At 59.6% G+C, this 14,653-nt stretch carries 13 protein-coding genes; 7 read left to right on the top strand and 6 right to left on the bottom strand.

The features are described 5' to 3' along the window. The first annotated feature begins 136 nt into the window (after nt 1–136). Both AB4Z13_RS24480 and AB4Z13_RS24475 read left to right on the top strand, forming a co-directional pair. A complete protein-coding gene (locus tag AB4Z13_RS24480; protein WP_442207003.1) occupies nt 137–2,374 on the top strand; it encodes a TonB-dependent hemoglobin/transferrin/lactoferrin family receptor in 2,238 nt (745 codons plus the stop codon). A 267-nt stretch (nt 2,375–2,641) separates the two neighbouring features. Next, on the top strand, nt 2,642–4,831 hold the full coding sequence (locus AB4Z13_RS24475; protein WP_442207002.1) for an anthranilate synthase: 2,190 nt from the start codon (nt 2,642–2,644) through the stop codon (nt 4,829–4,831). A 68-nt stretch (nt 4,832–4,899) separates the two neighbouring features. On the opposite strand, the gene AB4Z13_RS24470 is transcribed toward AB4Z13_RS24475, so the two are convergent. From AB4Z13_RS24470 to AB4Z13_RS24455, 4 genes are all read right to left on the bottom strand, one after another. Next, nucleotides 4,900–5,064 carry a DUF1328 domain-containing protein gene (locus AB4Z13_RS24470; RefSeq protein ID WP_007824505.1) on the bottom strand — a complete coding sequence of 55 codons (165 nt, stop codon included), beginning with the start codon at nt 5,062–5,064 and terminating at the stop codon, nt 4,900–4,902. A 99-nt stretch (nt 5,065–5,163) separates the two neighbouring features. After that, nucleotides 5,164–5,688, bottom strand: coding sequence for a hypothetical protein (locus AB4Z13_RS24465; RefSeq protein ID WP_113322023.1), 525 nt, complete (start codon nt 5,686–5,688; stop codon nt 5,164–5,166). A 105-nt stretch (nt 5,689–5,793) separates the two neighbouring features. Next, the gene (locus AB4Z13_RS24460) at nt 5,794–6,474 is read right to left on the bottom strand and encodes a GNAT family N-acetyltransferase (protein ID WP_442207001.1); all 681 of its coding nucleotides are present in this window, start codon (nt 6,472–6,474) and stop codon (nt 5,794–5,796) included. An 84-nt stretch (nt 6,475–6,558) separates the two neighbouring features. Next, nucleotides 6,559–7,068 (bottom strand): MarR family transcriptional regulator, encoded by a 510-nt coding sequence (locus tag AB4Z13_RS24455; protein ID WP_113321989.1) that lies wholly within the window; start codon nt 7,066–7,068, stop codon nt 6,559–6,561. Between the two features lie 246 nt (nt 7,069–7,314). On the opposite strand from AB4Z13_RS24455, the gene emfA reads away from it, so the two are divergent. Together emfA and queF are read left to right on the top strand one after the other, a co-directional pair. Beyond that, a complete protein-coding gene (gene emfA / locus AB4Z13_RS24450) occupies nt 7,315–8,229 on the top strand; it encodes a CDF family cation efflux transporter EmfA (RefSeq protein WP_113321990.1) in 915 nt (304 codons plus the stop codon). Next, complete coding sequence (queF, locus tag AB4Z13_RS24445; RefSeq protein ID WP_007824496.1) at nt 8,229–8,693, top strand: preQ(1) synthase; 465 nt, start codon at nt 8,229–8,231, stop codon at nt 8,691–8,693. Before emfA ends, queF begins: the two co-directional genes overlap by 1 nt. 194 nt (nt 8,694–8,887) lie before the next feature. Here the strand turns inward: queF and AB4Z13_RS24440 are convergent, their stop codons facing one another. Further along, complete coding sequence (locus tag AB4Z13_RS24440; protein ID WP_442207000.1) at nt 8,888–9,637, bottom strand: DUF2076 domain-containing protein; 750 nt, start codon at nt 9,635–9,637, stop codon at nt 8,888–8,890. A gap of 114 nt (nt 9,638–9,751) precedes the next feature. Beyond that, a complete protein-coding gene (locus AB4Z13_RS24435) occupies nt 9,752–10,462 on the bottom strand; it encodes a hypothetical protein (protein ID WP_113321992.1) in 711 nt (236 codons plus the stop codon). Between the two features lie 157 nt (nt 10,463–10,619). On the opposite strand from AB4Z13_RS24435, the gene AB4Z13_RS24430 reads away from it, so the two are divergent. From AB4Z13_RS24430 to leuA, 3 genes are all read left to right on the top strand, one after another. Continuing rightward, the gene (locus AB4Z13_RS24430; RefSeq protein ID WP_113321993.1) at nt 10,620–11,207 is read left to right on the top strand and encodes an ATP-dependent Clp protease proteolytic subunit; all 588 of its coding nucleotides are present in this window, start codon (nt 10,620–10,622) and stop codon (nt 11,205–11,207) included. 161 nt (nt 11,208–11,368) lie between these two features. After that, a complete protein-coding gene (locus tag AB4Z13_RS24425) occupies nt 11,369–12,583 on the top strand; it encodes a benzoate/H(+) symporter BenE family transporter (RefSeq protein ID WP_442206999.1) in 1,215 nt (404 codons plus the stop codon). A gap of 327 nt (nt 12,584–12,910) precedes the next feature. Then, nucleotides 12,911–14,644: a 2-isopropylmalate synthase gene (gene leuA / locus AB4Z13_RS24420; RefSeq protein WP_113321995.1), complete on the top strand. Its 1,734-nt coding sequence runs from the start codon at nt 12,911–12,913 to the stop codon at nt 14,642–14,644. The last annotated feature ends 9 nt before the right edge of the window (nt 14,645–14,653 follow it).

Genomic DNA, 14,653 nt, shown 5'->3' with positions numbered 1-14,653 from the left:
TGACAATAATACTCATGTTTTTTATGCGGCAAAAAGAAGGCGGAAATCTCCGCAGTCGTCCGCAAGCCTAGCCAGCCCCTCGAGCGTCTGAAACGCCACGACAGCCAGCCCGGTAATTTTCATTTGAGGGTAGGTTATGATCGTCCGGCATTGGCGCTCGGTTCTAATGGTCTGCACAGCAGCCGCACTTGTTCTTCCCGTTTCACAGTCTTTCGCTCAGAGCGCTCCGGCGACCACGCCGGCCACGAATGCCGAAGGCGCAACCGTTCTTCAGAAAATCGTCGTCAAGGGAAATCGTGCGGCCCCCGGCAGTGTTGCCGACACGCCGCTTGCAACCCAGATCGACAAGAAGGAACTGGAAAAGAAGCAGGTCACGAATTACGACGATATCGGCCGCAGCGTCGATGCAACCGTGAATTATTCGCGCGCCGATGCCGGTTTCAATCTGCGTGGCCTCTCCGGCCCGCGTATCCTGACGACGATCGATGGCATCCCGATCCCCTATGTTTCCAACAGTTCGCGTCAGGGCGCCTTTGCGACCAGCAACGCCAATGGCGGCGGCGATACTTTCGATTTCGACTCGCTCTCCTCTCTCGACATCGTGCGTGGAGCGGATTCGAGCAAGGGCGGTTCGGGCATGCTCGGCGGTGCCTTCGTTCTCAATACGCTCGAGCCGGAAGACCTGATCCCGGAAGATCGCGACTGGGGTGCGATCGTCAAGTCGACCTATGACAGCGAAGACCGCAGCATTGCCGGCTCCGCTGCTGCCGCCAAAAGGGTCGGCAACACGTCGATCCTTTTCCAGGGTGCCTATCGCAAGGGCCATGAGCGTGACAGCAAGGGCGACATCGACGTCTACGGCAAGCCGAGGACCGAGCCGGATCCGGCCGATTTCGACCAGCACAACCTGCTGTTCAAGGTGCGTCAGGATCTCGAAGGCGGCCATCGCATCGGTTTGACGGCTGAACGCTTCCGGCGCGACCTGAAGACCGATCTGCGGGACCTGCAGGGCACGCCTCCGATCCGCAGCTATCTCGTCGGTAACTATGACGGTCGGGAACTGCGCGACCGTGACCGTGTTTCACTGGATTATGATTACGAGGCGCAGTCTTCCGATGCATTCTTCAGCACTGCCAGAGCCACCCTCTACTGGCAGGATCTGAAAAAGGAATCCGGCAGCCAGGGCCGGACCGCAGCCAATGTCGTTTCTGGCCGCAATAACAGCGTAGAAAACGAAACCTGGGGCTTTAGCGGTACGGCGACGAAGGACTTTGAATATTCCGGCCTCAGCCACTCCGTTCGTGTCGGCCTCGACGTCGGGGTATCGAAATGGACGCAGTACAGTTCGGCGCTTTGCCCAACGCCGACAACCTGCCCGGCACTCAACAACCAGTCTGAAGTGCCCGATGTCGACAGCACGAACCTCGGCGTGACGTTCGAAGACAAGATCGAGATCGGCAATAGCGGCTTCGCGCTAACGCCCGGCTTCCGCTTCGATTGGTTCAACTACCGGCCGTCGACGGGTGGCGGTTTCGAGAGCAACCCGGCGCTTCCCCGCTTCGGTGCGGTTTATGATCGTACGGAAGCCGGCATGTCGCCGAAGTTGCTCGCGACCTACGATCTGACGCCTGATGTTCAGCTCTATGCCCAGCTTGCCGTCGGCTTCCGTGCCCCGACCGTCGATGAACTCTACAGCCGCTTCTACAACGCGACGCAGGGTTATGCGCAGCTTGGCAATCCAAACCTGGATCCGGAAATCGGCCGCGGCATTGAGATCGGCGCTAACTTCGATACTGGCGGTCTGCAGGGTCGCGTAGCGGCATTCCATACCCGGTATCAGAACTTCATCGAAACCGTGACGACAAGAGATCCCACCACCGGCTTCATGACGTTCGCCTACACGAACGTATCCTCGGCTTCCATCTCCGGTCTCGAAGCGAATGTGATCAAGACGTTCGACAACGGTATCAATCTTCATACCTCGCTTGCCTATACCTATGGCCGGAACGACGATACGCAGGAGCGGCTGCGCTCAGTCGCGCCGTTTAAGGCCATTGTCGGCGGCGGCTGGAGCAATGACGAATACGGCTTCGACCTCTCCTCCACGCTCTCGTCGCAGATGACCGGTAACGACAATGCTCTGACGTCGTTCGATGCGCCCGGCTACGGCATCGTCGATCTGACCGCATGGTGGACGCCAGAACAAGTCAAGGGTCTGCGTATCCAGGGCGGGATCTACAACATCTTCGATCAGGAGTATTACAACGCGCTCGCTGTTCGCGAGGTCAATCTGAGTGCAACCGCTTCGCAGCCGAAGGAATGGTATTCGGAGCCGGGCCGTACCTTCAAGATCTCCGTTACCAAGACCTTCTGAGTGACAATTGCCTGTTCAAGGCTGGGGTAGGGGCGGCTTTCGGGCCGCCCTTTTTCGTGAGCCGATCGCCTCTTGCGCTTGGCTTCATCTCAGGCTAACAATTTCGCCCATGAAGAAGTCCTTGAACATTGCAGTTTGGTGGTGGGCTCGCTGAGGCGGCCTCGACCAATCGTGTCCAAAGACGACGAACGAGCCGCCCGAAACTTCGAGGCGGCTTTTTTGTTTCAAAGGCCGCCTTTCGTCCGGGCCCGATAACGGAGTGGAACTATGGTAACGATCCTGCGGGATGATGGTGCGGAAATCTACGAGACCAAGGGCGGCATCACCGTCACCCGGCAGAGGCGGGCCATCCCCTATGCCGATGCGGTGTCCTCCTATGTCGACAAGCTCGACGAGCGGCGCGGGGCGGTCTTCTCGTCGAACTACGAATATCCGGGCCGCTATACGCGTTGGGATACTGCCGTCGTCGATCCGCCGCTCGGTGTTTCCTCTTTCGGCCGCAATGTCTGGATCGAAGCCTATAACGAGCGCGGTGAGATCATCCTCGAGTTTATCGTCGAGCGGCTGAAGACTGTCAGCGAACTCGAACTCGGCGCATCGACCGCGCGCAGGCTAGACCTGACGGTGAAGATGCCGGACCGCGTCTTTACCGAAGAAGAGCGCTCGAAGATGCCGACGGTGTTTACGGTGCTTCGCGCCATCACCGATCTCTTCTATTCGCAGGCCGATGCCAGCATCGGCTTCTATGGCGCCTTCGGCTACGATCTCGCTTTCCAGTTCGATGCGATCAACTTGAAGCTGGGGCGTCCTTCCGACCAGCGAGACATGGTGCTCTACCTGCCGGACGAAATTCTCGTCGTCGACAACTACGCCGCCAAGGCGTGGGTCGATCGTTACGACTTCGCCAAGGACGGCAAGACGACGGAGGGCAAGGCGGGCGATATCGCTGCCGAGCCGTTTATCCGCACGGATGCCATTCCGCCGAAGAGCGATCACCGCCCGGGCGAATATGCCGAGCTCGTCGTCAAGGCGAAGGAGAGCTTCCGCAAGGGCGATCTTTTCGAAGTGGTGCCCGGCCAGAAGTTCATGGAGCGCTGCGAAAGCAAACCTTCGGACATTTCCAAGCGATTGAAGGCGATTAATCCGTCGCCCTATTCCTTCTTCATCAATCTCGGAAACCAGGAATATCTGGTCGGCGCCTCGCCGGAAATGTTTGTGCGTGTTTCCGGTCGCCGCATCGAGACCTGCCCGATCTCCGGCACGATCAAGCGTGGCGACGATCCGATTGCCGACAGCGAGCAGATCCTGAAGCTCCTGAATTCCAAGAAGGACGAATCCGAACTCACCATGTGCTCGGATGTCGATCGCAACGACAAGAGCCGCGTCTGCGAGCCGGGGTCGGTCAAGGTCATCGGCCGCCGGCAGATCGAAATGTATTCGCGTCTCATCCACACGGTCGACCATATCGAAGGTCGCCTGCGGGATGACATGGATGCCTTCGACGGCTTCCTCAGCCATGCATGGGCTGTCACCGTCACAGGCGCGCCGAAGCTCTGGGCCATGCGTTTTATCGAATCCCATGAGAAGAGCCCGCGCGCGTGGTATGGTGGGGCAATCGGCATGGTCGGCTTCAATGGCGACATGAATACCGGCCTGACGCTGCGCACCGTGCGCATCAAGGATGGCATTGCCGAAGTGCGCGCCGGCGCGACATTGCTGAACGACTCCATTCCCGAGGAAGAAGAAGCCGAAACCGAACTGAAGGCCTCTGCCATGCTTTCCGCAATCCGCGATGCCAAAACGGGCAATTCCGGCAAGACCCAGCGCGATGTCGCCTCCGTCGGCAAGGGCGTCAATATCCTGCTGATCGACCATGAAGACAGCTTCGTTCACACGCTGGCGAATTACTTCCGCCAGACGGGCGCCACGGTTTCGACCGTTCGTACGCCGGTGCCCGAGGAAGTTTTCGATCGGCTGAACCCGGATCTCGTCGTGCTGTCGCCTGGTCCCGGCAATCCTAAGGATTTCGACTGCAAGGCGACGATCAAGAAGGCGCGCGCGCGCAATCTGCCGATCTTCGGTGTTTGCCTCGGTCTGCAGGCGCTGGCGGAAGCCTACGGCGGCGAGCTTCGTCATCTGGCGCTGCCGATGCATGGCAAACCGTCACGCATCCGCGTACTGGAGCCGGGTATCGTGTTCTCCGGCCTTGCCAAGGAAGTGACGGTCGGTCGTTATCACTCGATCTTTGCCGACCCTTCGACGCTGCCGCGGGAGTTCATTATTACCGCGGAGAGCGAGGATGGCACCATCATGGGTATCGAGCATGCCAAGGAGCCGATCGCAGCGGTGCAGTTCCATCCGGAATCGATCATGACGCTCGGCGGCGATGCCGGCATGCGGATGATCGAGAATGTGGTGGCGCACCTTGCCCGCCGGGCCAAGACCAAGGCGGCCTGATGCCAAAGGTATAAGCAATAAAAAACCCGCCTGAATGGCGGGTTTTTTATGTGCGTTGGTTTGTTCGTCTATACGCGCCGCATGAGCCGGGCGACGATGGATACGACGAACAGCACCAGGAAGATGAAGAACAGGACCTGGGCGATCGAAGCGGATGCGCCGGCAATGCCGCCAAATCCAAGGACGCCTGCAATCAGGGCTACGACGAGAAATACCAGAGCATAGTACAGCATCGCGATCTCCTTTGTCGGTTGCTGGCAATATAACGGAAGCGTGAGCCGTTCGTTCCATTGTCGCTGCGACAATTGAATTGTGTGCTGATTTAAATCTGCTCAGCCGAATTGCAGATCGGTATTGAAGGAGCGGTCTCCATCGCGTGGCATGGGCGGTTCTGCTGCTGCCAGATAGGATCTCGCCGGGCCGGTCAGCACGAACCAGAGGCTGGCGCCGATCATGAAATAGGCGGCCGTCGGATCATCCGAGCGTGAGACGAAGGGAAGGCCGATGGCGGTGAAGAGGATGGCGAGCCGCACGGCCCATTCCGCCTCGCGTTTCATGAAAGCCCTGGTTCTCAGCTTCTTGTAGGCGGCGACGTTATAGCTGTCTGTCTTGCGACTGGACGTGAAGAGCATCCAGACCGAGGGGAGGGTCAGCATCACGAGACCGCCGTAACACAGAAGCAGGGCCGGTCCCGTGAGGAAGTGTCCGGCGGTAAAGAACAGAAAGCCTGTCACGGCAATGTTCCAGAGCGGCTCCAGCCGTTCCGGCGAAAGGCCGGTTCGGATATGCCAGGCCCGCAAGGAACTGGCCGCACCGTCGAGCAACGGTTGGTCGATGTAACGATTGATCCAATGCATGTCTGCGCGGTCCCCAATTGACTGCAGGGCCGTCAACACCATGCAATTGGGACGCTATCATGGCGCAAATGGGCAAAAGCGTGAGCCTGCGGCGTTTTGGTCAGCTTATGCGTTGCGCTTGACGACGCGCAGGTTCATTTCCGAGCGCAGCTTGAAGCCGAGTGCCTTGTAGAGCGTTATGGCTGAAGTGTTGGTGTAATAGGCATGAAGGAAGACGGTGTCCCCCCTGGCGGAAATTTCGCCGGCGACGAAGCGGAAGAGCAGGGTGCCGAGGCCTTGCCCCTGAAAATCAGGATGGGTGCAAAGTCCGCTGAGCTCGCCAAATCCGGGATGTCGCAGGCGCTGCCCGGCCATGGCGACAAGCCGGCCGTCGATCTTGACGCCCCAGAAGGTGCCAAGTTTTTGAGCACCAAGTGTGAAGGGCCCGGGTTTGGTCAGCATGGCGAGGGCCAGCATCTCATCCGCATCGTTGGGGCTCAGCGGCTGCAGCCGGCTGTCGGAAATACGCTCGTAAGGCCGCTCGGCGATCATCTGTACCAGCTTTCCCTCGGAGACGACCGTCAGTCCCTGCGGGATGGTGACGGGTCCGGCTTCGACAATCGCCATGACCTCATCAGCGGCGGGGAGGTTTTCGAGTGCTTCGAGGCTTTCGCGGCTATCATCGGCGGTCGCTGCGAAGGGGACGATCGAGGGCGGGTAGCGCATCGCGTATTCGCCGCCTTCGGCAAGCTCGGCATGCGCTGTTTGCAGCGCGTTCCAGATCGGTCGGTCGAGAATATGGCTCATGGTGTCTTCTCCTGTACGGCGCTACAGCATCGGCCCGAAAATCGGGACCGATTTTCGGAAAGCCTGATGTGTAGATTCAAAAAATTAGAGCGTCCTTTGTGCGTCCGAATGGACGCACGGCGATCTAACGCGGCGGATCAGCGGTGATTCGGCGAGCCCGTCCTCCATCGCGGCAAGCTGCTCGAGCAGCGGGCCGTCGAGATCCCGGCAGAGATCGGCAACGGCGGCTGCGATGAGCGGCCAGACCTGTTGCTTCGAATAGTCAACGAGTTCCTGTCCTTTTGGTGTCAGCGAAACGACTCTGCGCCGCTGATCTTCGGCAGATGGTTGCATACCAAGGAATCCCAGCCCCATGAGTTGGGAGGCGGTGCGCGTCGCGCCGGGCTGGGTGATGCCCACTGCCTGCGCCAATTCCCCGATGGTAAGCGGGCCGAGCCTGTCGATGGCGCCGAGGAAGGGATATTGCGCGGCCTGGATCGAGACGCCCAGTTCCTCGATCACCTGTTGCGTGTCGGCCTGCAGACGTTCGCCGATCCGGCGGAAGCGGCTGCCGAGGCAAAGGTAGCCCAGCGATTTCACGACATCTTCGACCAAGGCATGTTCTCTATTCTTGTTACATAACAAGTTATATAACTGCTTATGTATTTATCGTCAATTGCACAAGCGGGTTGGGGCCGTTCACATGGAGATGACGTCGCCTTTGTCCTGTCAAAACCTTTGACATTTTGGGCCTGATTGCCCATATCACCCGCATTGGCCGCCTGCGCGATTCCCGCGCGGGCGGTTTTGCGTTTCAATGGCTTAAATGCTGCAATTCATTCGCATCCGCAGGGGGATGATATGAACGAAGAAGGCAATCTCACGGTTCGGAAACTTGCGTTCTGGGGCATTCCCCTGTCGCTCGGCGTTCTAGGGCTCAAGATGGTCGCCTGGTGGGTGACGGGCTCCGTGGCGCTGCTCTCGGACGGGCTGGAATCCTTCGTCAATGTCGTGGCGGCCTTCATCGCCTTTTTCGTCATCCGCTACGCGCAGAAGCCCGCCGACCACGACCATCCCTTCGGCCACCATAAGGCGGAATATCTTTCCGCCGTCACCGAAGGGGTGATGATCGTCGTCGCCGCGCTGCTGATCGTGCAGGAGGCCGTGAACCATCTCGCAGATCCGCGCATGCTCGAGGCACCGGTGCTCGGTCTTTCGATCAACTTCGCGGCCGGTGTCATCAATGCCGTCTGGGCGCGGCTTTTGATCCGCACGGGGCGCAAGCATCGCTCTGCGGCACTGACGGCGGACGGGCAGCACATCATGTCGGATGTGGTCACTTCCGTCGGCGTTCTCGTCGGCCTGCTTCTGGCGCTTGCAACCGGCTATGCGATCTTCGATCCCATTCTCGCGATTCTCGTCGCGCTCAACATCCTCTATCAGGGCTGGAAGGTGATCTCGCAGTCGATCGGTGGGCTGATGGATCAGGCGGTCGAACCGCAGGAGGAAGAGGCGATCAAGCAGGCGATTGCCACCCATGCGGCAGGCTCGATCGGCGTGCATGACCTGAAGACGCGGCGCGCCGGGTCGGTGACCTTCGTCGATTTCCATCTCGTCGTGCCCGCCAAGATGACTGTGCGGGAAGCGCATGATATTTGCGATCGCCTTGAAGATGCCATTCGGGCCGCGCATTCGGGCTCGACAATTGCCATTCACGTGGAGCCGGAGGGCGAAAAGGCCCATGGCATCCGCGTCAAAGTGATCAAGGAGGCGTAATGCCCAATACAGACGTTTCCAGCCTTTCGATGCTGGGCCAGCAGACGGAAACCGCCAGGAGTCCCGAAGAGGCGGTTCTGGAAAAAGTGCCGTCCAATCATGCCGGAACCGACTATGTCGTGCGCTTCACCGCGCCGGAATTCACGTCGCTCTGCCCAATGACCGGACAGCCGGATTTCGCCCATATCGTCATCGATTACATTCCGAACGAATTCCTGGTGGAATCGAAGTCGCTGAAGCTCTTCCTGCATTCCTTCCGCAATCACGGCGCCTTTCACGAGGATTGCTCGATCTATATCGCCAAGCGGATCGTCGAGCTTCTCGATCCGAAATGGTTGCGCATCGGCGCGTACTGGTATCCGCGCGGCGGCATTCCAATCGACGTCTTCTGGCAGACAGGCAAGCCGCCGGAAGGTGTGTGGCTGCCGGATCAGGGCGTTGCGACCTATCGTGGGCGTGGGTGAGCCATGGTCGGGCGCAGCCCGAGCAATCGATGCACTGCTTTGTTCTTCGCAATTCCGGACGAAAAACCGCTTGGCACTTTTTCTGGAATTGCTCTGAATCGATTGTAACGGCGAACGCCCTAAGCTTAAGGCGAAGGGCCGGGAAACGGTGCGGCAATTGAAACCAACTGCCGCTCTTTCCTTACAGCTAAATCCTAGACATCTGTCGTGTCGTCGCCGGAGTCATCTGTAAAATCGTCGTTGTCGTCGTAATCGGCCTGCTGGATATTGTCGTTATTGTCGGCTTGGTTGTCGTCGGCCTTATTGTTGTCGCCGTAGTAATTGTTGATAACGGTTTCCTCGGTGGGCGCGCTCGCATTGCCGAAGGGATTGGCGCCGCCGAAAGGTGAACCCAAGCCGAGTGACGACATGTGGTTGCCGAAAATGCCACTGAGCGAATTGGCAAGCAGCATGCCGCCGGCAACGCCGGCTGCCGTGCCGAGGGCGCCGCGCAAGAAGCTGCCGCCGGCGGACGGTGCATAGGCCTGCTGGCTCCAGGGGCCTGACGGTTGCTGCGGCACCTGGCGGGTGTTGTCGTAGCCGCGTGGCTGCTCGTAACTGTCTCTCGGAGCGCCACCCCATGGGCCGGGAGCAGGCGCCGGTTGTTGCGTCTGCGTGTTGCCGAAGATGGAGCTCAGAAAGCCGCCTTGTTCGGCCCGGCGGTGATCGGTTTCGCCCGCTTCGAACTGCCGGACACGCTCTTCAAGCTCCTTGATGTGATTGGCGGCAGCTTCCAGGCCCTTTTCCTGCACGATGACGGCCTGCGCCAGATAGTAAGTGGCGGAGGGTTGCGCACGGGTCGCTTCTGATATCAGCGTTTCGGCTTCCGGATCGCGCGGCGTGGCGGCGGCGGTGCGCACGCGATCGAAGAGGGCGGTCAGCAATTGGCGTTCTTCCGGTGACATGTCCTGTCTCCTCTAAAGTTCTGCGGCTTTAACATTCGGCGGATGGGCCGCTAAGGCTGAGTTAGGAAGCGATTAGGGCATTTCAAAGCCTTGGCAACTTACATTTCAGTAAGCTCAGGCCTCCTTCAGCCAGATGCGCAGCGGCCCCAGAAGTTCGAAGCCCACGCGCAGCGCTTCGTCCAGCTCGTCGCCGCGTTCGTAACCGACAAGCGGTTCTCGCGGATAGAGCTCGGCCGCCTGCGCAATCAGCCCACGGCGGATGGTTTCACCGTGCCGGCCCTCGGCAAACAGGTTCGAATGGCCGACGACGCCGGCGTGGTGATTGAGGATGCCGCCCCCGACCGGTTGGCCGTGTTCGAAGCCGAGCAGAAAGGCGATTTCGGGATCGTGGAGTAGTGGTTCGGTAAAGATCTTCTGCGTTACCGGGCCGTTCGCCTTGCCCCATTCCGCCTCCCATCGCGCAAGGTCAGCAGCGCTTTCCACGCGCCGCCAGGTGATTGGGGACGTCGTTGAGACTGGCATGCGCATGCCGATCCATTCAGCTTCGAACAAGAGCTTGAAGCCGAGCGGCGCAAGATCGAGGGCCGCATAGCTGTCCTTTATCGCCCAGTCCCGTTTCTCGCTATTGATCAGCGTCGCGATCGTCTCCGTTTGTTCGCCGTCGGCCTCCGTCAGCGTTACGGCATCGGGATAGAAGGGCGGCGTGCCTCGACGATGAAACCAGAGTGTGGCCGTAAACTCACCGGGCGAGCTCAGCGCCTTGCAGACGGCATCGCACCAGAATGCATTGTTGCTGATGGCAGCACGCAGAAAGGAGGAGGTCATTTTGCGTTTCTCCCGGTCTTTTTAGAGGATGCGATGATATCGTCCGTTTGTCATAAGAATATCTTCACCGCTTCCTGCTTCCTCTTTTTCCCGCATTGTTTTACGCATTGAGTCGCACTATGTGCGAGGAACCGCATTAGACGTGAGAGAGGTTCGAATGAACGACGAAGAAGAACAGGACGACAAGACGAAGGAACTGCCGCTCGGCAAGGAAACGGAGGCGAACCTTTTCAAGTCGCGTTCGATCTTCATCTATGGGCCGATCACGCAGGAACTGGCGCAGAAGGTTAGCACCCAGCTCGTGGCGCTTTCAGCCGCCAATGACGAAGATATTCGTATCTATGTGAATTCGCCCGGCGGTCACGTCGAATCCGGCGATTCCATCCACGACATGATCAAGTTCATCAAGCCGAAGGTCTGGATGATCGGCACGGGTTGGGTTGCCTCGGCTGGTGCGCTTATCTATGCCGCGGCTCCGAAGGAACGTCGCATCTGCCTGCCGAACACCCGCTTCCTGCTGCACCAGCCGTCCGGCGGCACGCGCGGCATGGCTTCGGACATCGAGATCCAGGCACGCGAAATCATCAAGATGAACGAACGCCTCATCAAGATCTTCTCGAAGGCAACCGGCCAGTCGGAAGAAAAGATCGCCAAGGATATCGACCGCGATTACTGGCTCTCGGCTGAAGATGCCGTCGCCTATGGTCTCGTCTCTCGCGTCGTGACCTCGCAGAGCGAAATCTGATCTTTCGCCATCTAGCCTTTTGAATATACGCCCCGTCTGCCAGTCGCAGGCGGGGCGTTTCCATATCTACCGAGATAGCGCCGTGTAATATAGGGGATTGCCGCCCAAGCGAACATTTCCGCCGGCAATCCGGCTTGCGCGCCTCCCGCTTATGCGGCTCCATGCGCAATCTTCGCAGCCGGAGTCGCGCCATGCTCAAAGATTTTTCCGTCCAGAGCCTGTTCATGGGTCTTCTGACGGCTTTCGTCGGGTTTACCAGCTCCTTTGCGGTCGTGTTGCATGGATTGCAGGCGGTCGGCGCGACGGATGCGCAGGCAGCCTCAGGGCTGATGGCGTTGTCAATCTCGATGGGGCTTTGCGCCATCGTGCTCAGCGCCGTCACGCGTCTGCCGGTCAGCATCGCCTGGTCGACCCCGGGGGCAGCGCTGCTTGCCAGCATCGGCACGATCGACGGCGGCTTCAATGCGGCGGTCGGGGCTTTCATTCTTTGCGGTTTGCTCATCGTCATTGCCGGGCTGTTCAAGCCGCTCGGACGGGCGGTTGCCGCCATTCCGGCGCCGCTTGCCAATGCAATGCTGTCGGGCGTACTGCTCGGTCTCTGCTTTGCTCCCGTCAAGGCGATCGCCTTCAATCCGCTGCTCGGCCTGCCGATCATTCTGACCTGGATTGTGGTCGGCGCCTTCAAGCGGCTGTGGGCGGTGCCGGCAGCGCTGGTGGCCTTCGCGCTGGTGCTGGCGTTCGGCGTCGATATTCCCGAGGGGGCGTTTGCGTCACTCGAACAGTCGCTGGTGCCCGTTATCGACATCGTTCACCCGGTCTTCAATCTCGCCGGTTTCGTGTCGATTGCCCTGCCGCTCTTCATTGTGACGATGGCCTCGCAGAATATTCCCGGCATCGCGGTGCTGAAGGTCAATCACTATGATCCGATGCCGGGCCCGCTCTTTGCCGTGACCGGCGTCTTCTCGCTTCTGGCGGCGCCCTTCGGCGGGCATGCGGTCAACCTGGCGGCGATCACGGCAGCGATGTGCGCCGGGCAGGATGCGCATGCCGATCCTTCGCGGCGTTATTGGGCAGCGCTGATTTCGGGTGTCGGTTACGTCATTTTCGGCCTGCTTGCCGGGGCGGTGACCGCCTTTGTCGCGCTGGCGCCGCCGATTCTGATTGAGGCCGTTGCCGGTCTTGCACTGGTCGGCGCCTTCTCCGGTTCTGCCATGGCTGCCTTCCAGGCGCCGGAGTCACGTGAGGCGGCGGCTATCACCTTTCTTGTCACGGCTTCCGGCGTTTCCTTCGGTGGCATCTCCGGCGCCTTCTGGGGCCTGATTGCCGGCGGGCTGATGCTTGCGCTGTCCCGGATAGTGCAGGCGCGGAAAAAATAGGCGAGGGGTTGCCGGAATTTGCGGCGAAGGCTATAAGCGCGGTCATGAAGAGCACAAGCGCACGGATTTCCGACACGATTGCACGCAGCCGCACGGCCCTGCGTGACAATACGCGCGCCCTGACTTCGCTTCTTCTCCTCGGCCTTACGCGCGGTTGCCGGGTCCTTTGAGGAGCGCCCGGCGGCCGAAAGCCCGCCCGGCCATCGCTCCTCGCGACTCACTCTCAAAATTGACCAAACGACCGAGTAAAGGTCCGCATTTGCAGTCGCCAAGCCAGATATGATCGGCTAAGACGCGGGGCAAATGCCGGGACGAGGAGACAAGACAATGGATACGAACACCAGCCGATCCTCCGCAAGCGCTGCTTCCGCCAAGGGCATGCCCGACGCCGCCGTGAAGTACCGGCCTTATCCGCAGGTAAACATTCCCGACCGCACCTGGCCGACCAAGACCATCACCAAGGCGCCGATCTGGTGCTCCGTGGACCTGCGCGACGGCAATCAGGCGCTCGTCGATCCGATGGGCCATGATCGCAAGGCCCGCATGTTTCAGCTGCTGCTGGAAATGGGTTTCAAGGAAATCGAGATCGGTTTCCCCTCTGCCTCGCAGACAGATTTCGATTTTGCCCGCTGGTGCATTGAAGAGGGCAATGTGCCCGATGATGTCTCGCTGCAGGTGCTGGTGCAGTGCCGGCCTGAGCTGATCACGCGTACCTTCGAAGCGCTGGAAGGCGCCAACCGACCGATCGTGCATTTCTACAATTCGACCAGCGAATTGCAGCGCCGCGTTGTGTTCGCCAAGGATGTGCAGGGCATCAAGCAGATCGCCGTCGATGCCGCCAAGATGATCACAGACATGGCTGCCAAGGCCGGGGGCGGCTACCGTTTCGAATATTCGCCCGAGAGCTTTACCGGCACCGAGTTGGACGTGGCGCTGGAAATCTGCAACGCCGTCATCGACGTGGTGAAGCCGACGCCTGACAACAAGCTCATCATCAATCTGCCCTCGACCGTCGAAATGGCGACGCCGAACGTCTATGCCGACCAGATCGAATGGATGTGCCGCAATCTCGATAACAGAGAAAACCTGATCATCTCGCTGCATCCGCATAATGACCGCGGCACCGGCATTGCCGCCGCCGAGCTGGCGTTGCTGGCAGGCGCCGATCGCGTTGAAGGCACGCTCTTTGGCAATGGCGAGCGCACTGGCAATGTCGACGTCGTCACCATGGCACTCAACATGTTCACGCAGGGCGTCGATCCGGAAATCGACTGCTCGAACATCGAACGCATCAAGGAAGTGTTCGAATATTCGAACCAGATGGCGATTGCCGATCGTCACCCTTATGTCGGCGAACTGGTCTACACGGCCTTTTCCGGTTCGCATCAGGATGCGATCAACAAGGGCATGAAGGCGGCGCAGGTTGCCAACCATCCAGTCTGGGAAGTGCCTTACCTGCCGATCGACCCGCGTGACGTCGGCCGCTCCTACGAAGCGATCATCCGCATCAATTCGCAGTCGGGCAAAGGCGGCATCGCCTATATCCTGCAGCAGGATTACGGGCTCAACCTGCCGCGCAATCTGCAGGTCGAATTCCGCGAAGACATCCAGCGCATCACCGATGAAGAGGGCAAGGAGCTTCCTTCGAAGCGTATCCACGACCGCTTCATCGAGCGCTATGTGACCCAGCCGGGCGCCCGTCTCCGGTTCGTCGATCACCACACCTATCCCGATACAGAGCACAAGGGACAGCGGATCGTGGCGGCCGAGATTACCGACAATGGTGAGATCAAGCGTATCGAAGGCCGTGGCAACGGCCCGATTGATGGCTTCATCAATGCGCTGTCGCACTATCTCGGTATCGAGATGTCGGTCGAGGATTATTCGGAGCATTCGCTGCAGCACGGCTCGAATGCCGCCGCCATCTCCTATGTCGAGACGTCCTATCCGGGCGGCAAGCTCTTTGGTGCCGGCATCAACACCAATATCGTGGCGGCATCGCTCGAAGCGATCGTCTCGGCTGCCAACCGAGTGCTCGACGTGAAGGCCGGCAAGGCCTAACCATTCTGA

The sequence above is a fragment of the Rhizobium sp. YAF28 genome, assembly GCF_052113285.1.
Lineage (GTDB): Bacteria > Pseudomonadota > Alphaproteobacteria > Rhizobiales > Rhizobiaceae > Rhizobium.
The sequence above is the reverse complement of the archived record's forward strand: the minus strand, read 5'-3'. Positions and strand labels throughout refer to the sequence as shown.